Source organism: Microcoleus sp. S13_C5 (genome assembly GCF_036700845.1).
Classification (GTDB): Bacteria; Cyanobacteriota; Cyanobacteriia; order Cyanobacteriales; family Microcoleaceae; genus Microcoleus.
The window spans coordinates 20,916-43,443 of the sequence record NZ_JAUBPR010000014.1 but is presented as its reverse complement, the minus strand read 5'-3'; the positions used below and the strand labels follow the sequence as shown (position 1 = coordinate 43,443).

The window sequence follows — 22,528 nt, the reverse complement described above, 5'->3', positions numbered from 1 at the left end:
TTTGCCAGCGGCAGCCGATCGCGAATGGCCAGCAAAAACCCCACCCAGTTTGGAGCCAGGCCAAGAGGGTCTAAATTCAGCCTTGCAGTGGGCGATCGCTTTTAGTGACGTTGTTGCAGGTAATTTTGCGACAGGGGAGTCCGTACCGCCGGCAGTAACTCTTCAGGTTTCGTGCCTTGCTGGTGGGAGTACCGCCACCCAAAAAAGCCAGCACTCAAAGCAACGGGCAACAAGCAAAGGATCAGGGTCACAGATTGTTTCAACCCGGGTTTTTTTAACGGTTTCTGAGTCGGTGCAGCGGCGCGAGTTGCTTGGATCACCGAACACTCAGAATTAGGAATAGAGGACGGCGAAGCCGTCGGTGAGTTCGGTGAATTAGTAGCATCGGGTTGATCGTTCTGGTGAACCCAATCCCTACGATCTTTTAATTGCTCGGGAAAATATTCCCAGACTTCGCCGTCAGAATTGTCTGACTCATGCGATCGATTGGCTGGGATTGGGGGGTATTGGGCGATCGCCGAGAGCGAAGGTGGCGCATTCCATTCTGTACCCGCCAAGGCCGGCTGCGTTCCGGACGCGATTATTTGCACCCGAGACCCGGATGCCACGCTGTGGGCTGGGCCGCCGATCAGATAGCCGTCAAAGTCCGGGTGCTGGTAGAGAATCGGCAAAGCCCAGTATAGCTGGTGAGAACCGTAGGCAGAAATTAGCCCAGCTCTGGCCCGGCTCAGGCTGAGATCAACTGGATAGCCTTGATTGAGGTTGCGGTAAAACAGCCGCGTCAGAGTTAGGGCTACATCGTCGGGGATGCTTTCGGCCATTGCTAGCACTGCCGGAATGCCCCGCTTGACTAGAGCTTCGGTTAAGTTGCGTTCCGGACTGTCGTCCGCGAGGTCTGAGGGGTCGCCGTAGGCGCCGCGGCAAGAGTTGAACACGGCCATCTGAATACCGTTGTTAACGAGCAATCCAGCTAAGTCATCGCCACTCAAGGTTTCGGTTAAGCCGGTGCGGCTGCTGACTAAGTAGAGTTCGCCACCTCTGGAACCTAAGTTGCTGTGGCCTGCGTAGTGCAGGACTTGGTAGTGTCCTTGTTCTAGGGCTTGGGTAAGTTGTTCTCGATCGGGCTGTTCGAGAATAGTCAGTTGAATTTCCGGGGAATGCGGGCTGTTTTTAAGAGGATTACCGGTGCGGTTTTGGAGTTCTTGTTGCAAATGGAGCACTTCTCGCTTGAGCTGCAAGCTGTCTCGATCGCTCGGAGAGGCGATCGCCATTAAAATTTTTAGTGGCCCGCTACTAGGCAGTATCCGGGTTTGTTTGAACAAACTTGTACCTGGTTGGTAGCGAGAAAACACGACATCGGTGCCGGTTGCCAAAGGGCGATCGCCCGCGTGCAGCACTTCCCACGGCAGACGCGGCAAGCGCCGGCCTTTGAGGCCGAGCCGCAGTTGCAGCACTTCTCGGCGGTGCTGGGCGATGCCTTGAGCGCAAGTCCAGCTATCGCGCAAGTTTCCTTGAAACAGCCCGCTGTATAATTGTTGTCCGAGCGCTACTAAATTCGGGGCTGAGTTGTGTCCCGAGCGGGAGATCCCGCGACCAGCAAAACTGCTTCCCTGTACTGCTTTTCCTTGGAGCAAGCCCACCAGCGGGTCGTTCATCAGTTGAGCAGACAGTGCAAGCCATTCGTCGATCGGCCAGCGGACTTGTTCTTCGGCTAAGGGTACACCGGGTGCAACCCTTTCTGTCCGCACTAGATATTCGTCGTCCCCAACAGGGGTGACTGAGAGTTGAAATTCCTGGCTCACCGGTTTAGCGCCCTCCCGCCTTAATTCTGAGTTTGCCTGCGTTTTTGCGGCTAGCAATAGCGATCGGCAAAATAATTTTTACTTTTTCAATCAAAGTTTTTGAATGCGCTTCCCCCGATCGGGCGATCGCTGGGGTCATATATATTTGTTCAAACACTTTGAGGATATAAAAGTTGTACTTTAATAACAGTTTATTAGTTTTGATTGCCCTGTGGCTCGGTGAAAGCCGAATTTTCTCCAATCTTGCTATCTTTAACATTTTGCACCTCTACCGCAGACCCCTTTAGATTCGTCGTGAACTTGAGTTTCTCATTGCTGAGTAAAGTTAAATTGGAGGCACTTTACCAGGCGGATCTCTAGTTCTTATTAAAATTACTTCGGCTCTCGCCAACCGGTTTCAGGGTAATATCGCAGGCAAAGTTGAGTATTTTATTTTTTTGGGCGATCGGTCGATCGGTCGTTACCGCTTATCCTCTACCACCAACCCCCCATGTGTAATCTTGATTTTGTGTCAATTAATTAATTGGTCAGCCCTGGGTTCTCATCCGTAAGCCCTCCGCCCTCATCCTTAAGACCTCAGTGGCGATCGGTAATCGATAGTTGACCATCGATAATTGCTAATAACTTATTGCTAATTTACTCCTTTTATGATATAGAAAGCTTTTAATTTAACTCTCTTAATCTAGTTAAAGTTAAGCAGCAAAAATAAACTTAAGCAGCCAAGAACTCTCAACAATACAACGACCATCAAATTATTCCGGTACTCTCAAGCAACCATCATTTTTGGCATTTAGAGAATTACGCCTCATCAGGTCGGTTTCTCGGAGAATTATTGGATTTGGTAGCAAAGGCTCTACAAAACAACAGGGTTTCGCAGCCTCGCCGTGAGTCAATCGATTTTAGATTTTAGATTAAAGAATTGAAGCATTGACCCCACGAATAAATTCGGGGGGCAAGTTTCATCGGATACAGATTTTTTATTTCTACACGGATGAATCCGGGGGCTCCTATCCTGGATGCTTTCGGTCATTCGCGCTCAAAATGCCGATCGAGCTTGCAACTGTCACCAACAACCAATCCTGCCTCGATACTACTTTTAGACCAATATTACAATCTGTCTTGAGATAGATAAATTTTGGCAGGACTCTTAGTATTGATCCGAAAAAATTTTTTTCTCAGTTCGCGAGGTTTCCTCGTATCAAGAGAAAATTGTGCAACTAAAAATTAGAACAAATATTTGCCTGGGCGAATTATCTAAATTTCTAATTAGTCATCGGGAACTAAAATTAGAAGCGTGCAGTCGTTTAGGAAAGAGATTCAAATCCTAAGTCAGGGAAGGATTTGTCAAAGCTGGGAGTGTTACAAAACTTCAATACACCCAGCCTAGGGCGGAAAAAAAGCAAGGGTAAAATTTGGGGGATACAGGTTTTGGGTAGTTATTTAGGAGTTGTCAGTTGCAAGTTTAAATTCAGCTAACTCACTGTAGAAATTACGTAGAGAATCTACAATTAGAGGTCTTTCGGCGCTGCTTACTGTAGAAATTACCGAGAACATCTTAAATGCTCGGAGCTTCGGCGCAGCAATTACAGTGTAGGTTGCGGACTAATTAAGTTGGGTTCGCAATGGCAGAATATAAAACTCGCAACAGAGCGAAAAAAACCTTGCGGTTTAAGTGGCATCTATAATAGTAAAGATCAAGAGACCAGCTCCTGTAGCAGGCGAAAGCATGAAGTTAAAAAATTTTCTTCTGCTGCCTCCTGTTTGCTGATAAATTGATTCTAAGAAGCTTACCTTTTTTTGGGAAATATCAACGATGGCAGAAGAAAACTTGTTAGAAGAAAGCCCGAGAAAACTTTTTCTGGCTCAAGATGAAACACAAAAGCCTGTGGGGGATTTAGGCAAAAACAGCCCCCAAATTTCCGATGAGGAGTTAGCCAAGTTAATTCAGGAAGCGCTCGCCGAAAACACCGACGGCGTTAACACAAAATTTCCGAATCAGTCTAACGGTGCATCCGACACAGGTGCTGCTGATAACAGCTCAATAGCTCAATTTAACGGCATACCCGAAGAAGGTGCGGGCGACGATGATGGCAGTGGCATCGATCGCCGCCGAACCCTCGTCGGTAGCGATGATGATGACGTAATTGTCGCCACCGGCGATCAGGATAAGATATACGGCAAAAAAGGCCGAGACAAAATCAAAGGAAACCGTGGCAAAAAAAATACAATCTACGCGGGTAAAGATGATGATGAGTGCGAGGGCGGCGATGAGGATGATGAAATAAAGGGCGATCGTGGCAACGACACCGTTAAGGGCGGCAAAGGCAACGACACCATTAACGGCGGTAAAGATAACGACACCCTTTTTGGTGGCAGCGGCAACGACATCTGCAAAGGTGATGACGGCGATGACTGGGTGCACGGCAACGAAGGAAATGATGACGTTGACGGCGGCGCCGGCAACGATACCATCTACGGCGGCAAAGGCGACGACAAGTGCGAGGGCGGTGAAGGTAACGATAACGTCCGGGGCGATCAGGGCAAGGATACCGTTAGTGGCGGCGACGGCAACGATACCGTTAATGGCGGCAAAGATAACGATACCGTGCTAGGCGGTGGCGGCAACGACGTTTGCATGGGTGACGACGGCGACGACAGCGTTAGCGGCGGCACCGGCAACGATACCTTGATGGGCGGCGACGGCAACGACGTTTGCATGGGTGACGACGGCGACGACAGCGTTAGCGGCGGCACCGGCGACGATACGCTCATGGGCGGTGACGGCAACGACGCTTGCATGGGTGACGACGGCGACGACAGCGTGATGGGCGGTGCCGGCGACGATACCTTGATGGGCGGCACCGGCAACGATACCCTCGTTACTGGCGACGGCAATGACATGGCAGACGGTGGCGACGGCGACGACAGCGTTGTCGGCGGCGGCGATGGCGAAGATACGCTGATGGGCGGCGACGGCAACGATACGCTGATGGGCGGTACTGGCAACCATACCTGTGTCGGTGGCGCTGGAGATGACGTTTTTGTCATGGGTAAACCTACTACTCCGGGCCGTTCTTCAGTCATCAAGGACTACGAAGATGGCAAGGACAAGTTTAAGCTGATTGGCGACTTGAACTTTAGCGACTTGACGTTTGTACAAGTCGATGACGATACCGAAATTCGGGCCAATAACGTCGCGCTGGCGCGATTGTTGAAGGTCAAGGCAACGCAGATCGATGCTGGCGACTTTTTGGGAGTTAATGGTCAAACTCCAACTCCAACTCCAACTCCAACTCCAACTCCGAACCCGGTTTTTAACCCTCCGAAAGTGGAAGTTAATAAAAGCTTGACTGCTGGTTCCAGCGGCAGCGACCAAACTATTACTTCTGAGTTGTTGCGGTTTGTCGATGCTGAGCAAGGTCCTAGCAACACAGTCTTCAAGCTAACCGAGCTGCCCGATGCTACAACCGGCCAACTATTCTTTAAGGGAGTCGCTGTAACACAAGTCGGTTTTACCTTCACTCAAGCAGACATTAACGCAGGCTTGTTAAGTTTCAAAGCGAAACCAGGTTTTATCGGTCCGGCTGGTTTTGGTTTTGAAGTTAGCAACGGCAAAAACGCTCTCACCAACCAGCGTTTTAGCTTGACTATCGAGCAAAATCTCTTTAAGTTTGGTGGCACTACAGCACCTCAAGTTATTGTCGGTTCTGCGACGCTGGATAACGACATCGAAGGCAGCGATGGTGACGATGACATTACAGCCGGCAAAGGCCAGGACACCATCATCGGGGGCAAAGGCAAGGACACAATTAAAGGTGGCGATGGCAATGACGATATCGACGGCGGCGATGACGATGATTATATCGAAGTTAGCCTAGGCAAAAACAAAATAAAAGGAGGCCAAGGCAACGACACAATTAAAGGTGGCGATGATGATGACGAGATCGAAGGTGGCTTAGGAACCAATATTCTCAGTGGGGGTGCTGGAAAGAATCGCTTTATTTACCGCACTTCCCGCCAACAGATTCAAACAGTTGCAGAAGCTGACTTAATTACTGACTTTAAGGTCGATGACGATGTTTTAGAGCTTTCTACAGCAGCTTTTGTTAATCTCAGCGTTTCTAGCTTGACCCGACTGGATATTACTCCTACTACTCCTCCTGGGTCGATCGGCAGCGCTAATTTGCTCGACTTCACCCTGGATATCAATGTTAACAGCATCGCGACTTTGCAAGCGCGGTTTGCACAGTTGGGTGGCAACCCAGACGCGCCTACTTTCTGTCAGTTTACAGATGCCACTACCGGCCGTACCGTGCTGGTATTTGCTGTTGGGGCGCGCTTTGAAATTGTGGCCAGTTTCTCACTCAACGTTCGCCTGCAAGTCAGTAACTTTGTCTTCACCGGCCCGCCACTAAATATTCCTGTCGGTACTGCCGGCCCTGACAATGTGGATTTCACCACTTCTCCGGCCCCAGTTAATTACGATGGTTTAGCAGGCGATGACAAGATTGTCGGCAGCAATTATAACGATAGCCTCAAGGGCGGCGACGGCAACGACACTATCACCGGCGGCCTCGGTTTGGATGTCATAAGCGGTGGCAGTGGTGCGGATCTGTTTGTTTACAGGACAACTAAAGAAGGCGGCGATAAAATTACCGACTTTACCCCTGGGGTAGACAAATTCGAGTTTAGCGCGAGCGCTTTCGGTAATTTGACTACGACTAACTTTGACGCTGTAAGTGGTTCAAATCCGGACATTACTGGCAAAGAGTTAGTGATTTTCACAGGCGGCAGTTATGCCTCTTTGGAAGCTGCACAAGCTAAAGCCCTGGGCAATTCTACAACTGCTGGTTTCTTCGCCTTTACGAATGCGTCGAACGAGACTGTGTTGTATTTTGACTCGAACGGTACTGTAGCGGGTGGTTCGACACTTATTGCGAATTTGGGTACGGCTGCTAGCAATCTGGGAACGGCGGACTTTGTATTTACAGGTACGATCGCCTCTTCTGATACTGGTACTACTACCAACTCAGGCAGTGTTGCTGATTTAACTGCTGCTGGGAACACTTTCCCGAGCGACTTTAACAATTTCGGTTCTGGTGTTGGCGGTTACAACTTCACTACTCCTGTCTTATTTACCGGAGATGCGACTGCTAACAGCGTCACTGGTACTGAGTTTGCTGACATCTTCAGCGGCGGTTCTGGTGCAGATTTGATCACTGGCGGTTCAGGTGCGGATCTGTTTGTTTACAAAGCAACAGGCGAAGGCGGCGATACAATTACCGACTTTACTGTTGGGGTAGACAAATTCCAGTTTATCAGCGGTGCTTTCGGTAATTTGACGACGACTAACTTTGACGCTGTAAGTGGTTCAAATCCGGACATTACTGGCAAAGAGTTAGTGATTTTCACAGGCGGCAGTTATGCCTCTTTGGAAGCTGCACAAGCTAAAGCCCTGGGCAATTCTACAACTGCTGGTTTCTTCGCATTTACTAATGCGTCGAACGAGACTGTGTTGTATTTTGACTCGAACGGTACTGCAACCGGTGGTTCTACCTTGATTGCGAATCTGGGTACTGCTGCTAGCAATCTGGGAACGGCGGACTTTGTATTTACAGGTACGATCGCCTCTTCTGATACTGGTACTACTACCAACTCAGGCAGCGTTGCTGATTTAACTGCTGCTGGGAACACTTTCCCGAGCGACTTTAACAATTTCGGTTCTGGTGTTGGCGGTTACAACTTCACTACTCCTGTCTTATTTACCGGAGATGCGACTGCTAACAGCGTCACTGGTACTGAGTTTGCTGACATCTTCAGCGGCGGTTCTGGTGCAGATTTGATCACTGGCGGTTCAGGTGCGGATCTGTTTGTTTACAAAGCAGTAGGCGAAGGCGGCGATACAATTACCGACTTTACTGTTGGGGTAGACAAATTCCAGTTTATCAGCGGTGCTTTCGGTAATTTGACGACGACTAACTTTGACGCTGTAAGTGGTTCAAATCCGGACATTACTGGCAAAGAGTTAGTGATTTTCACAGGCGGCAGTTATGCCTCTTTGGAAGATGCACAAGCTAAAGCCCTGGGCAATTCTACAACTGCTGGTTTCTTCGCCTTTACTAATGCGTCGAACGAGACTGTGTTGTATTTTGACTCGAACGGTACTGCAACCGGTGGTTCTACCTTGATTGCGAATCTGGGTACTGCTGCTAGCAATCTGGGAACGGCGGACTTTGTATTTACAGGTACGATCGCCTCTTCTGATACTGGTACTACTACCAACTCAGGCAGCGTTGCTGATTTAACTGCTGCTGGGAACACTTTCCCCGTCACCTTTAACAATTTCGGTTCCGGTGCTGGCGGTTACAACTTCACCACTCCTGTCTTGTTTACCGGAGATGCGAGTGCTAACAGCGTCACTGGTACTGAGTTTGCTGACATCTTCAGCGGCGGCAGCGGTGCAGATATTCTGACTGGCGGTGCTGGTGCGGATCTGTTTGTTTACAAAGCAGTAGGCGAAGGCGGTGATACGATTACTGACTTTACCTCTGGAAGTGACAAATTCCAGTTTACCGCGAGCGCTTTCGGCAATTTGACTACGACTAACTTTGACGCTGTAAGTGGTTCAAATCCTGACATTACTGGCAAAGAGTTAGTGATTTTCACAGGCGGCAGTTATGCCTCTTTGGAAGCTGCACAAGCTAAAGCCCTGGGCAATTCTACAACTGCTGGTTTCTTCGCATTTACTAATGCGTCGAACGAGACTGTGTTGTATTTTGACTCGAACGGTACCGCAGCGGGTGGTTCTACCTTGATTGCGAATCTGGGTACGGCTGCTAGCAATCTGGGAACGGCGGACTTTGTATTTACAGGTACGATCGCACCTTCTGCCAGTGGTACTACTACTAGCTCAGGCAGCGTTGCCGATTTAACTGCGGCTGGGAACACTTTCCCCGTCACCTTTAACAATTTCGGTTCCGGTGCTGGCGGTTACAACTTCACCACTCCTGTCTTGTTTACCGGAGATGCGAGTGCTAACAGCGTCACTGGTACTGAATTTGCTGACATCTTCAGCGGCGGTTCTGGTGCCGACATTTTCGACGGCGGTTTGGGTAACGACAGCATTTCCGGCGACGATGGTAATGACAGCCTCTTCGGCGGTGGCGGTAGCGATACTCTCAACGGCGGCATCGGGAATGACACTTTAATCGGCGGTGTGGGAACCAATGTTCTCAACGGCGGTGCTGGTTTGGATGTGTTTGTGTTCAGCGGAACTACTGCTGGCGGCGGGGATGTAATTACCAATTACAGCACTGCTGACGATCTAATTAACCTCGACAGCACTGGGTTTGCAGCCTTTACCACCGGATCAGGGCCTTTGGGTTCGAGTTTCTACGCTTACAGCAGTACAGTGTCTGATGTAACTGTGTTTGAAGCAACTTTAACCGGGCCATCGATCATGGCTATCTACGACGGTTTGTCTACTAAACTGTATTACGATAGCAACGGTTCTACGGTTGGTGGTAACAGTTTGTTTGCTACTGTCGATGTCAATTTGGGAGTTTCCGGTAATTCTGAATTGTTCTTGTTCTAAACGGCAAGAATCCTAATCGGGATATCGGTACGGTTAGGGACACAGCCATGCTGTGTCCCTACAAGATACGGGTAAGGACACAGCATGGCTGTGTCCTTTTTTTTGGTAATTGTTAAACAATTTAGCCGCTCTTTTTTGGGTACAAAAATGACCTTGCCATGTCCTCTTTTGTCTTGTTGTCGATGGGTGGAGTCGATCGCACTCGCGAGACCAATTTCACCATCCAATCCGGTTTATTTTACCCGTTACCCGAAATCAGGACACGGCGCCGTGCTGTTTTCCGAAAATTAATCGGGCGGTGGTTAAATTTGTATTCATTAATCCCTCTCCTGTGCAAGTACAAACGCCCCTTTACTTTTTGATAGTAAATTGTCATAACTTTGATTTTAGTCAACAGCTTTTTTGACAACTAAGCGCAATATTTAATAATTATTAGCCCCAAAATATCATAAAAATTTATAATTTAATGGTAGAAGTGAAGCGGGCAATCCCCACCCTACAAATAGAGTCCTCGATCGCCCAAATCTAAAATCTATGAGTGCCCAAAATCCCTTGTCAGTCAGTTTTGCGGATGTGGAGGCGGCGGCAAATCGCTTGCAGGGCAAAGCTTTCAAGACGCCGGTGCTGACTTCGGAAACTTTAAACAAACGCACAAATTCTCAGGTATTTTTCAAGTGCGAGAACTTTCAACGCACGGGTTCGTTTAAATTTCGGGGTGCTTGCAATGCTTTGATGCAGCTATCTGAAGCCGAAAAACAGCGGGGAGTGCTGACTTTTTCTTCGGGAAATCACGCGCAGGCGATCGCCCTTGCGGCACGGTTGCTAGAAATTCCTGCTACTGTTGTCATGCCGGCAGATGCGCCAAAAGTCAAGCAAGAGGCGACTCGTGGCTACGGCGCAGAGATTATTTTGTACGATCGCACTCAAGTTGCGCGAGAAGAGCTCGCCGCCAAAATTGCCGAGGAGCGACACTTGACAATTATTCCTCCTTATGATCATGCGTGGGTCATTGCGGGACAAGGTACGGCGGCGCTGGAATTAATCGCAGAAGTTGGGGAGTTGGATTTGCTGCTGGTTTGCTGCGGTGGCGGGGGTTTGCTTTCCGGGTGCGCGATCGCAGCAAAAACTTTGTCTCCGCAGTGTAAAGTAATAGGAGTAGAACCCCAGCAAGCAGACGATGCTGCGCGATCGTTCCGCACGAAAACGCTGCAAACTGTTACTAACCCGGATACGATTGCTGACGGTGCGCGCACGCCATCTTTGGGAAAATTAACCTTTCCTTTGGTTCTGCATTATGTTGATGATATGGCAACAGTTTCAGAAGAGGCAATTCGCAGCACAATGTTTTTTATGTGGGAACGCATGAAGATAGTTGTTGAACCGACAGGAGTGCTAGCGGCGGCGGCTTTGTTGTCAGGTGTGGTGCAGGCTAAAAATGCGAGGATTGGCGTGATTGTTAGCGGCGGAAATGTAGATTTTAATCATTTACCCAACACCAAAGGATCGTGAGATGCTGCCATTAATCTTTGATACCTGCGTGCCCAGAGATGAGATTTTATCGGGAGACTTGTCTCTAGATTTATTTGCAGCAAAATTGCGGCTGGTAGTCGAAGGAACTGCACCTCAAGTTTATCAAGATGCCAATAAATTCTTTGCCAATACCTTCGCAACTGATGGTATCAAAACCCTAATCCGGGAAGTTTTCAGCCGCTTGATGAAGCAAAGCGCCGGGGCGGGGGTGGTTCGTTTGGAAACGAGTTTTGGGGGCGGCAAAACTCACGATGAAATTGCACTCTGGCATATCTGCAAGCAAGGGCGAGAAATTCACGGATTGGAACGCTTTACAGATATTAGCGTTATTCCCGATCGCCCGATCGCCGTTGCAGCGATCGACGGTCGAGATTTAGACCCAGAACAAGGAGTTTATCACTCGGACAGCGGCTTGACAACCTACACTCTTTGGGGCGAAATTGCTTACCAAATTGGCGGGATTTCAGGCTATCAGTTACTGCAAGGCAGCGATAAAAGCGGTGTCAGCCCCGGTACTTCGGTGTTAGAACGGTTGACGGGGGGACAGCCGACTGTGATTATTTTAGATGAAATTGCGCGGTATTTGCGATCGGCAAAAGCGAAACAAATTGGCAGAAGCGATTTAGCCAAACAAGTGGTAGCTTTTCTATTTTCCCTGATGGATTTGGCGGCAGCGTGCGATAATTTAGTATTGGTTTATTCCCTCGCCTCGACAGCAGATACTTTTGCGGAAGAAACCGCAGAATTGCAAGAAACGATGCGCGCTTCCGCAAGACAAGAAAGGGTGTTGAGTCCTTCTACAGATATCGAAATTTACAACATCGTCAAACAGCGCGTGTTTGCCAGAGTTAGCGAGGAAGCAGCGCAAAAAGCGGCATCGGAATATTTGGCTGCTTACCGCAATTGCCGCGTTAATTTGCCCGATGGGTGCAAAGATGCGTCATACTCAAAAGCGATCGCCCAAAGTTATCCGTTTCACCCGGAATTGTTCAATCTTCTTACTAAAAAAATTGCTTCTATTCCCGAATTCCAGAAGACGCGGGGCGCTTTGCGATTGTTCGCGCAAGTGGTGCGGCATTTGTGGGAAAATCGCGACGGTTGGATGCCGATGATTCACACGCATCACATTCCTATAGGGATGGATGGCGAAATTACTAACGATCTGACTTCTCGGTTGCAGCGATCGCCCCTGCGGAATGCGATCGGCGCTGATATCTACAATCCCGATGGTAGGCCGGCTTACGCACAATTGCAAGATGGGGAATGGATAGCAGCGGGAAAACCGCCGTTTTCTACTTGGGTAGCCCGATCGATCTTTTTGCATTCTCTGACTCAGGGAAATTCTTCGGGTATTCGGCTGGCTGAGTTGAATTTGTCGCTGCTGACTCCAGGCGTTGACAGCGGTTTTGTCGATCGGGCTTTAGAAAGATTGACAAAGGTAGCCTGGTATTTAGACTCCGATCCGGTAACATCTTTAGCCCGGTTTAAAGAAGAACCTTCGATCAACAAAATTATCACCGAGGAGAAGGAACAAGTCGGGGTAGTATTGGCGAAAGAAGATTTGCGAACTCGCCGGGATAGCATTTTTTTCAAGAAATTCTTTACCTTAGTTTCTAATATCGAAAGTCCCGGAGATGTAGACGACAACCCGGATGATGTGGCGCTGTGCGCGATCGACTTTGACGAAGCGACGGTGAATGCTTCTACCGACGCAGCCCCGGAATTAATCGAGAGAATTTTCAACAATAGCGGCGAATCGGGGAAGTTTCGCACCTACCGGAATCGGTTGTTATTTTTGGTGGCAAATCGGCTAGAATTAGAAGCGGCGATCGACAATGCCAGAGAATATAAAGCTATTCAAAATATTCTTAAAAGTCAGAATCGGCTGGCAGATTTATCGGGAAGCCAGCAGAAGGAATTGAAGAAACGGGAAGGGGCGAAAAATATGGCTGTGAGAGTATCTTTAACTAATGCTTACCGCCATTTATTTTATCCGTCAAATGACCAAGTAAAAGCACCGAAAGGATTGATGCACTACACTCTTTCTGCCCAGGATGCGAGTATGGTGGAAGGCAAAAACAACCAGCAAGATGTGATTCTCAAAGCCCTCAAAGATTGCGGCAAGATTCGCCCGGAAGAAGCTAAACCTTTCGCCCCGGCTTTTATCCTGCAAAAAGTGTGGCCTGCGGGGTTGGATAGTTGGACGACTAAGGCGCTGCGCGATGCTTTTGCTAAGGATTTGAGTTTGAATATTCTCCTCGATGCGGAAGTTTCGATGCTGCGGGAGACGATTCGCCAAGGTTTGAAAATGGGCAATTGGGATATGAAGGCGGGCGATCGACTATTTATCAAAACCGATGATAGTATGCTGACACTGCCGGAGACGATCGAATTTAGCGATCGCGCCTCCTTATACAAGCGCGGCATTCTCGAACCTCCTGCGCCCAAAGAAGTGGAACTCAGCGCCCAATTGATGCCGAGTACAGAAGCGGCAAAACCCGTGCGCGTCAGGTGGAAAGCGAAAGGAGCACTGACGGTTAGTTTGTATCAAAATGATAGTTTAGTGCCGGGAAATTTCTTCCCTTCCGATGAGTATGACGCCACCATTGTTAATAACAGTATTTTTCGTGTGGTAGCCGATTACGGTAACGGTGAGACAGCAGAAAAAGCAACCAATGTCAATCTAAATCCTCAAGTTCCTAGGGTGGGAGAGATCAGAAATTCTCCTTATGTTGTGGAAACGCTACAGCCGAGTTTGTGGGATGCAAAACCGCCGATTATCGAACTTGACGGCACGATTAATGCGGTATTTGCGGGATTGGGCGATCGCATTAGCGACTACAAAGTTCAAGGCATCGAAGTGCTAGAATTGTCTGTGGATCAAGTAATGGATTATCGTAAATTGGGAACAGCAATTGCCCTATTGCAGCGCTGGCAACCGCAAATCGACCAAACCGCAACTATTCAAACCGGCGACCAATTTGTGCGGTTGGAATATCAAGGGGCGTTGCGGGGATTTCAGAGCTTTTTCTCGACTATCAACAGTTTGTTGAACAGTCCCGACGCGCAAGCAGAGGTTAGTTTGAAAATTACCTTAGAATTCAAGCCAGCTTTGCCAGCAAATGCTTCGGATATTAGCAGTATAAAACAAACGCTCGATCGCAATCCAGTAGAGCGTTTAAATTTAATGGCAAGAGTGATATATTGAAACAGTTCGTATTTATCTGAGTCTAGATCCCCCTAAATCCCCCTTAAGAAGGGGGACTTTGAGAAGACTCTTGTCCCCCCCTTCTTAAGGGGGGCTAGGGGGGATCTAAGTTTAATTCTATTACCAACAATCTGTAACTACCTTTGAACTTAAGTTGACATCAATAAGCAGTGCCACGCCCCTAAAAACCTGGAATATGCTATAATTTCGATTATTTTATGCAAGAATTTCAATTACGAGTTTTACCGATAGATAATAACAACTTCGCCTTGGAACTCTACCAATGTGCTTACAAGAAAGCGGGAGAGAAAAAACGTCCTGCTGCTAAAAAATTGGGGCGACTTAAAGGAAATGCTCTGGTTTTGGCGAGACAGACAATTTATGCAACTCTCAAAGCGAATAATTATGACCCGAAAAGTTTATCTCAGCAGCGACAAACTCCTTATATATTATCAGAAGAATCGGGGGTGAGTTTGGCGATTTTATTTCAATCGCTGCAACCGCTATCGAAAACCGAACGAATTGCTAATATTGCCGAAGGGATTATGGCTATGAGTAATGAAGAGGCACATTATTGGTTTGGTAAAATTGCCAATGGCAATCGGTCAAATGCTTTGAAAGCCTTGCGAATTTTATTGGGAGATTAATCTGATGAAAGTCAATGATTTGTCTAATGAAACTTTAGCCAAGATTAAAACAGTGCGGTGGGATCGAATTATTGAGAAGCACGAAGGGCCGGAGAGATGGGAGTCTGAGTTTAGATACGGCGAACCAGAATTTATCGAAATTGAGGGGCGGTGGGTGTTATTGCCCGTTGAAGCATCTCGTCACCAAAATATCACGATTTTGCGGACAATTTGGAGCGCGGATGGCAACTCGCTGACTCTGTTTCTTAAGGATACAACTTTTGATGATGATATGTTTGTATCGGGATATATGGCTGTGTGCGATCGCCCAACAGGAGAAGAGTTTTTCTTAGCAGTATTGTACCACGAATGGTTTATCATTGAAAAAGCAGAGCTATTTGAAGATTAATCTATAAATTTTTGGGATAATACCAATGCACATTGCAGTTTGGAATTAATCCTTTTAGGGGCTGGCTAGCAGCCACAACCCGGAGATCCCCCCTAGCCCCCCTTAATAAGGGGGGGACAAGATTTCAAGTCAAAGTCCCCCTTATTAAGAGAGATTTAGGGGGATCGAAGAGGGAGCATCTCATATTTGTAAAAACACTTATTATGGCTCCTTCCTTCTTCCTCCTTCCTTCTTCCTTCTTCTTCTTTCCTCCTGACTCCTGACTCCTGACTCCTAATTCCAATTTCGAGCTTTGCTGCAAAAGTGAGATGCTCCCATCGAAGATGGTGGTACTTCACAAATAACAAATAACCAACAACCAACAAATCATGCGCCCTCACCTCTTCATCGAGAAAATTATGCCCGTAAATCTGCTCAACGAGCAGGTTTATTACGAACACGGCGGCAATCCATTTAAAGGATTGCATCGCTGGTATTCGCGCAAACCTTTATCGTTTTCTCGCGCTTCGGTGTTGGGGTCGATTTTACCCGCAGATATCTCTTTAGAAGAGTTTGAATATTTGCTGGGATTGGAACCGGGGAAGGAAATTAAACTCTACAAAACTCCCCCGTCTTCGGTGCGAATTAAAAAGGTTCATGACTATTGTGAGAAGGTGTGGGGGAATCGCACGCCGACGATTTTAGATGCGTTTGCGGGTGGGGGAAGCATTCCCTTTGAGGCGGCGCGGTACGGGTTGAATGTGTTGGCGTCGGATCTCAATCCAGTGGCGGTGGTGACGATGAAGGCGGCGATGGAATATCCGCTGAAATTTGGCCCGGATTTGCAGGAGGATATTGATAAATGGGTGAAATGGGTGGGGGATGAAGCGGAGAAAAGATTAACTGAGTTTTTCCCTTCTTTACCAGGGGAAACTGTGCAGAATTATTTGTGGGCTCATACGGTGGTTTGTCCGAGTTGTCAGTCGGTTGTGCCTTTGAGTCCGAATTGGTGGTTGTATAAGCGGCCGGAAAAGCAGAATTTACATAAATGGTGCGCGGTGAAACCCATTCCTAACTTGGCACAAAAGCGGGTTGATTTTGAGTTGGTGAAGGGGAAGAAAGGCAAGGAATCCACGATTAAAACGGATGCGGGAGAGTACGATCCGAGTGATACAGTTACTCTGAGTCGAGGTGTTGGTAAATGTCCGAATTGTAGCAGTGTGATTGAAGATGAATCAATTAAAGCTTATTCCTCGGTTCATAATTTGGGATATCAAGTTTATGCAGTAGCATATAAAAAAGGAAAATCTAATTTAGAGTTTAGATTGCCTGAAAAAAGTGATTTTCAAGCAATTGAAAAAGCTGAAAAGGCATTAAAAGACAACTATGCCGATTTAACGATTGCTAATCTAATTCCAATTGAACCCACCAGTACAGGATTACATGACTCACCTCGCAATTATGAATATGGTTTGCGAAAATATGAAAACTGTTTTCATCCTCGTCAGCTTTTAACGCTTGTCACTTATGTGGAAATTATCAACGAAGCTAAGGCGCTGCTACAGGCTGAGTATGAATTAGAGAAAGTAGAGGCGATCGCAACTTATTTAGCTGTGGTATTAGATAGATGTGTTGATTTGAATTGTCGGCTTTCTGTATGGAATACAGGGACTGGAACTACTATTAAAGCTTCGATCACCCACTCGCTTAATCTCAATTGGAATTACCCAGAATTCCAAGGATATGAGAAACTTTGGAAGCAAATGTCGGCTTTTGCTGAAGATTATAAAAATTTGTGTATCTATTTAGGAACAAAACCGCACTCAACCGATTTACCCGGTATCCAACAATACGATCCAAAAACCATCCAAATCAATCCCGCCTCCGCCGATAGCCTCTACCACATTCCCGACAATTCAGTCGATGCCATTATCACCGACCCGCCTTACTATGGCACCATCCAATATGCCGAACTTTCCGACTTTTTCTACGTCTGGATGAAGCGCACATTAGGCGATATTTTCCCCGATTTATTCTACTCAGAACTCACCGACAAAGATAGAGAAGCGGTAGCCAACCCGTCGCGCTTCCGCAACATGGGCACATCCCCCGACGAACTCGCCAAACAAGATTACGAAGCAAAAATGGTACTAGCTTTTAGCGAATATTACCGAGTTTTGCGCGATGACGGCGTGATGACAGTCCAATTCAACCATAAAGAATCCGGCGCGTGGGACGTACTCACAAAATCCCTCATCGATGCCGGTTTCGAGATTACCGCATCCTGGGCCGTCAGTACCGAAAACCCGCAAAACTTGCACCAAGCCCAGAAAAACTCGGTTTCTAGTACAGTGCTCCTCGTCTGTCGCAAACGCGATGCTAACGCCGCCCAAGCTTGGTGGGATGATTTGCGCCCGGAAGTCGCCAATCTCGTCGAACAACGCGCCCCAGAATTTGAAGCCAACGACATCAAAGGAATCGACCTTTATTTAAGCGCCTTTGGCCCGGCTTTAAATGTGTTCAGCCGTTCCTATCCCATCCTCGACAGCAGCGGCGAAGAAGTGCGCCCGGAAGTTGCATTTGCTGAAGCCAGAAAAGCCATTGCAAACTATCGCTTCCGCAAACTTGCACAAACCGATACCGCCGGATTTGACGCCCTGACGCAGTGGTATTTCCTCGCGTGGGATGCCTTCGGCGCTGTCGAGTTCCCCTTCGATGAAGCGCGACAACTCGCCCTCGCCGTCGGCGGTTTCAACGTCGTTGATTTAGCAAAAGTCTACAAATTAATTGACTCGACTAGCGGCACTTGCAAACTTTTGACACCGAAACAGCGGCTGAAAAAAGGAGCTTTTTCGGCCAATCCGCAAGATTTTTCGATTACCTATTTAGTGGATGGATTGCACGCGATTATCGGTTTGTATCAGGAGGACGGAGATATTCAAATCGTGCGCGAGTTTATGAAAAAAACGGCTTTGACTGATAACGATAATTTCATGCGGGCGATAGAAGTGGCGCTGAAAGTGATTCCGCGTATTGGGGATGAGAAGAAACGCATCCCGGAGGAGAAGGCTTTGTTAGATTTGTGGTTGGCGATGGATGAGATTAAGGCCAAGGTTGTTTATCAACAGATGGAAATTCAGTTTGAGGGACAGTTGAGTTTAGATTTGAATGTAGGTGGTTGAAAAAATGAGAGAAGAGATCCCCCCTAGCCCCCCTTAAGAAGGGGGGGACAAGAGTTTAATTCAAAGTCCCCCTTCTTAAGGGGGATTTAGGGGAATCGAAGATTGTGGCACATAACCAATAACCCATAAGAAATTACTAATAACAATTATGCCGGATGTTTATGTTATCGGAGGTTGTAACGGTTCGGGAAAGACAACTACGGCGATGCAGTTGTTGCCGCATTTTCTCAATGTGTTTGAGTATGTCAATGCCGATGAAATAGCTGTTGGGCTTTCACCTTTCAATCCCGAATCTGTGGCAATTCAAGCGGGGCGATTGATGCTGCAACGGTTAGACGCCCTATTAAATGCCGCTGCTGATTTTGCTTTTGAGACAACTCTCGCCTCTCGCAATTATGTCCGTTTTTTGCGGAAGTGTAAATTAAAAGGTTATACTATTAATTTAATTTATTTTTGGTTGCAAAGCCCGGAATTAGCTGTTTATCGGGTGCGGCGGCGGGTAGAAAGTGGGGGGCATAATATTCCTGAAGATGTGATTCGTCGCCGCTATGAAAGAGGACGCAAAAATTTATTAGAATTGTACTTACCTTTAAGTGATACTTGTATCGTTTACGATAATTCAACTTCAATCTCTGAAGTGGTGGCTAGTTATAATAGTGCAGCAGCCGATGCAATTGTTTATCGATGGGAAATCTGGAACCAAATTACTGGAGGTATCGATGAATCCTGAACAACCCGCCCTCTCACCGCTGCATCAAAAAATCGATGCTGGTGTTAAAATGGCGATCGCACAGGCGATCGAGAAACACCGCAAACTCGGACAATCAATTAGTATTTGGCAAGATGGAAAAGTGGTGACACTTTCGGCTGAGGAGATTCCACCACAACAAATACCAGAATAAGTTTTGAGGAAGAGATCCCCCCTAACCCCCCTTAAGAAGGGGGGGACAAGAGTTTAATTCCATTCAAAGTCCCCCTTCTTAAGGGGGATTTAGGGGGATCGAAGATTGTGGCACGTCACCAATAACAAACCACAAATAACATGAATTTAACAGATTATCCCTGGCGGATTAGTTATTCTAGCAACGAAAATAACCCGATCGCCGATTTCTACATTCCTGCGCTAGAATGTGCTCTACAGTACGATCGCAAATCCGGCTTTTTCAACAGCGCCATCCTCAGTAAAGTAGCGCAGGGATTGGGCGCCATGCTGCACAATCAAGGGCGGATGCGGTTAATCATGGGCTGTCAATTCAGCCCCCAAGACTTGCAAGCTATCCAACAAGGTTACGCCCTCCGAGATGCAGTTACCATCCGCCTCGATACCGATTTACAGCCGCCCAAAACCTTCGCGCAACTCAAACATTTTGAAATCCTCAGTTGGCTGATTCAAAACAGTTGTCTCGATATTAAAATCGCCGTTCCCCTCAAATCTAACGGCTTACCAATAGATACTGAAAGTTTACTCGATCGGCAGCATATTTTTCACGAAAAAGTCGGCATTTTCACTGACTGTAAGGGCGCACAATTAGCCTTTAGCGGTTCCAATAACGAATCTCTCAGCGGTTGGGAAAGCAACGTTGAATCTTTCCACGTTTATTGTGCTTGGGAAGGCGGCAGAGATGCAGAACGAGTTTCTGAAGAGATTTTTCGGTTTGAACAGTTGTGGAACAATTTATCGCCGAATGTGCGCGTTTTTGAAGTGCCGGAAGCGGTGAAAAATAAGCTGCTAAACTACGCGCCCAAGAGTAAACCAGTCTGGAATCGGGAGTCAGAATTCAGGAGTCAGGAATCCGAAGTCACGAGTCAGGAAGAAAAAGGAATTATTGCGGATTCTCATTCCTTAATTCTCGATTCGGAACTATCCCAAGATTATGCTAAATTTGAACCGCTTCTCAACTTGTACGCTTCACCAACTTGTCTCGATTATTGTTTAAAATCAATTCCGATCAAACCTTGGCCGCATCAAGTTAAAATATTGCGCCGAGTTGCGGCAAATTTTCCGAAAAGTTTCCTAATTGCGGATGAAGTCGGATTGGGAAAAACCATCGAAACAGGGTTAATTCTGCGTTACTTACTCGTCAGCCAAAAAGTTAAGCGCGTGTTAATTTTAGCACCAGCCAGCATTCAGCCGCAATGGCACGAAGAATTACGCGAAAAATTTAATCTGCACTTTTGGAGTTATAGCAAAGGTGAATTAAAAAATGCGTATGGGGAGAGGAGTCTGTCAGGGGAAGAGAATATTTGGAATTCCCAAAATCTAATTTTAGCATCATCTCATTTAGTCCGTCGGAGCGATCGCACAAAACAGCTTTTAGACGCGCAACCGTGGGATTTGGTGATTCTGGATGAAGCGCATCACGCCCGCCGCCAAAGCCCGCAAAACCGCAAGGAAACTCCGAATCGGTTGTTACAGTTAATGCAGCAATTGAAAGAAAAAAGCCGATCGCTATTGTTATTATCCGCCACGCCGATGCAGATTGACGCGATCGAAGTTTTCGATTTATTGCACCTTCTCGGACTCCAAGGACATTGGTCTTATGGTGAGAATTTCTGCAATTATTTTAGCACATTGTCGGAAAAGCCCGATCGCCAAACCTTGAATTTTTGGCAACTGATGTCTGTGGATTACTTCCAGCAAGGGGGTTCGCCCTGTAATCGGTTGCAGCAATATCTCCAAAAGGGCGATCGGCTACTATATTATAAGTTGCGCGATGTCTGGGAAAAAAACCAGCGAGTCAACCCAAAACAAGTTGCTGAAGACACGGATTTTATCGCCGCTTCCCGCCAATATTTGACAGTGAATACTCCCCTCAAAGATTTGATGTTCCGCCACACCCGCGACACCTTGCGCCAATACTATCAGCGGGGATTGTTGGATCGCGATATTCCCCACCGCGCAGTCAGAGACAATGCGATTACTTTAGAAAATAACCGCGAAGTCCCGCTTTATCTCGCCGTCAGCAATTACGTGCGCCACTTTTACAATCTAGCGCAAAAAGACAACCGCAAAGCGTTAGGATTTTTGATGACTCTTTACCGCAAACGCCTGACAAGTTCGTTTTATGCCATCCGCGAATCCTTACAGCGCCGCCTCGAAGGAATTAGCATTACTGAGGATGATTTTCAGGATTTAGATGATGCCGATGATGTGATTCTGGAAGGAATGGAATCTTATTTTGAACCAGCCGATCCTGAAGAAATTAAATATTTAGAAGATTTACTTTATCAATTCGAGAATACAGGCGAAGATAGCAAGCTTTCGCATTTTATCACAATATTGCGTCAAGAACTAATCCAGCGCGAAAGTGCGATCGTCTTCACGCAGTACACCGACACAATGGATTATCTCAGAAGTGCTTTACAACAATTATATGGTGCTCAGATTGCTTGCTATTGCGGGCGCGGCGGAGAATTGTATCAAAATGGCCAATGGCGAATTTTCCCGAAAGAACAAATCAAAACCCAATTCCGAGAAGGAATCATCAAAATTTTACTTTGTACCGAATCCGCATCAGAAGGGCTAAATTTGCAAACTTGCGGTGTTTTAATTAACTACGATATGCCTTGGAATCCCATGCGTGTGGAACAACGCATCGGCAGACTCGATCGCATCGGACAGATTTATGATACCGTAAGAATTCACAATTTTTACTATGACGGAACGGTAGAGGCGAAGGTTTACAAGAAATTGCGCGATCGCATCGATGCTTTTCAAACGGTAGTCGGCAATTTGCAACCGATTCTCGCAACAGTTCCCACTTTCATCGAACAGGCTGTGATGAGTGCAGATCCCGAAGAAGAGGGCGTTTTGTTGGGAGAGTTCGATCGCATTTTAGACGCGCCGCCTCCGGGCCCGGCCCTCGATGAAATGGTAGCGATGGATGTAGAATCAGACTTGCAAGAAATCCGTCAACCTTTGCCGCCGACTTCTCTGTTTCCTGAAACAATCGAAAATTTGTTTGTCAATTCTTTGATTTTAAAGCAGATGGGCGCTATGTTCGATCGCTCGTGCAATCGCACTTGGCATCTTAACTATAAAAGTCGCGATTGTGCTGTAACATTTTACCCGGATATCTTTGACGAAAATGCTTCACTGCAATTGATGAGTTTTGGCAATCCGTTGTTTGAAGAAATGCTAAGTGCGATCGGGAGCATCTCACTTTTGCAGCCAAGCTAGAAATAGGAGTTAGGAGTC

The 22,528-nt window shown here is 47.2% G+C and carries 11 protein-coding genes; 9 read left to right on the top strand and 2 right to left on the bottom strand.

The window, feature by feature from the left end:
- Positions 1-101 precede the first annotated feature (101 nt).
- Both QUA04_RS06230 and QUA04_RS06225 read right to left on the bottom strand, forming a co-directional pair.
- Positions 102-1,802, bottom strand: a complete 1,701-nt coding sequence (locus QUA04_RS06230) for a CHAT domain-containing protein (protein WP_333254845.1) — start codon at positions 1,800-1,802, stop codon at positions 102-104.
- Between the two features lie 4 nt (positions 1,803-1,806).
- Positions 1,807-2,061, bottom strand: a complete 255-nt coding sequence (locus tag QUA04_RS06225; RefSeq protein WP_333254843.1) for a hypothetical protein — start codon at positions 2,059-2,061, stop codon at positions 1,807-1,809.
- 1,554 nt (positions 2,062-3,615) lie between these two features.
- Between QUA04_RS06225 and QUA04_RS06220 the strand changes: the two genes are divergently transcribed.
- The 9 genes from QUA04_RS06220 to QUA04_RS06180 all read left to right on the top strand — a co-directional run bounded on the left by QUA04_RS06220 (position 3,616) and on the right by QUA04_RS06180 (position 22,510).
- On the top strand, positions 3,616-9,396 hold the full coding sequence (locus QUA04_RS06220; RefSeq protein ID WP_333254841.1) for a cadherin-like domain-containing protein: 5,781 nt from the start codon (positions 3,616-3,618) through the stop codon (positions 9,394-9,396).
- Positions 9,397-9,930: 534 nt separating this feature from the next.
- Positions 9,931-10,905 (top strand): threo-3-hydroxy-L-aspartate ammonia-lyase, encoded by a 975-nt coding sequence (locus tag QUA04_RS06215; RefSeq protein WP_333254839.1) that lies wholly within the window; start codon positions 9,931-9,933, stop codon positions 10,903-10,905.
- A 1-nt stretch (position 10,906) separates the two neighbouring features.
- A complete protein-coding gene (locus tag QUA04_RS06210) occupies positions 10,907-14,134 on the top strand; it encodes a DUF499 domain-containing protein (RefSeq protein ID WP_333254837.1) in 3,228 nt (1,075 codons plus the stop codon).
- A 218-nt stretch (positions 14,135-14,352) separates the two neighbouring features.
- Complete coding sequence (locus tag QUA04_RS06205; protein WP_333254835.1) at positions 14,353-14,781, top strand: DUF7680 family protein; 429 nt, start codon at positions 14,353-14,355, stop codon at positions 14,779-14,781.
- A gap of 4 nt (positions 14,782-14,785) precedes the next feature.
- Positions 14,786-15,169 carry a hypothetical protein gene (locus QUA04_RS06200; RefSeq protein ID WP_333254833.1) on the top strand — a complete coding sequence of 128 codons (384 nt, stop codon included), beginning with the start codon at positions 14,786-14,788 and terminating at the stop codon, positions 15,167-15,169.
- A 398-nt stretch (positions 15,170-15,567) separates the two neighbouring features.
- Positions 15,568-18,330, top strand: a complete 2,763-nt coding sequence (locus tag QUA04_RS06195; RefSeq protein ID WP_333254831.1) for a DUF1156 domain-containing protein — start codon at positions 15,568-15,570, stop codon at positions 18,328-18,330.
- Positions 18,331-18,478: 148 nt separating this feature from the next.
- Positions 18,479-19,060, top strand: coding sequence for a zeta toxin family protein (locus QUA04_RS06190; protein WP_333254829.1), 582 nt, complete (start codon positions 18,479-18,481; stop codon positions 19,058-19,060).
- On the top strand, positions 19,050-19,232 hold the full coding sequence (locus QUA04_RS06185; RefSeq protein ID WP_333254827.1) for a hypothetical protein: 183 nt from the start codon (positions 19,050-19,052) through the stop codon (positions 19,230-19,232). Before QUA04_RS06190 ends, QUA04_RS06185 begins: the two co-directional genes overlap by 11 nt.
- 140 nt (positions 19,233-19,372) lie before the next feature.
- Positions 19,373-22,510, top strand: coding sequence for an SNF2-related protein (locus QUA04_RS06180; RefSeq protein ID WP_333254825.1), 3,138 nt, complete (start codon positions 19,373-19,375; stop codon positions 22,508-22,510).
- Positions 22,511-22,528: the final 18 nt, after the last annotated feature.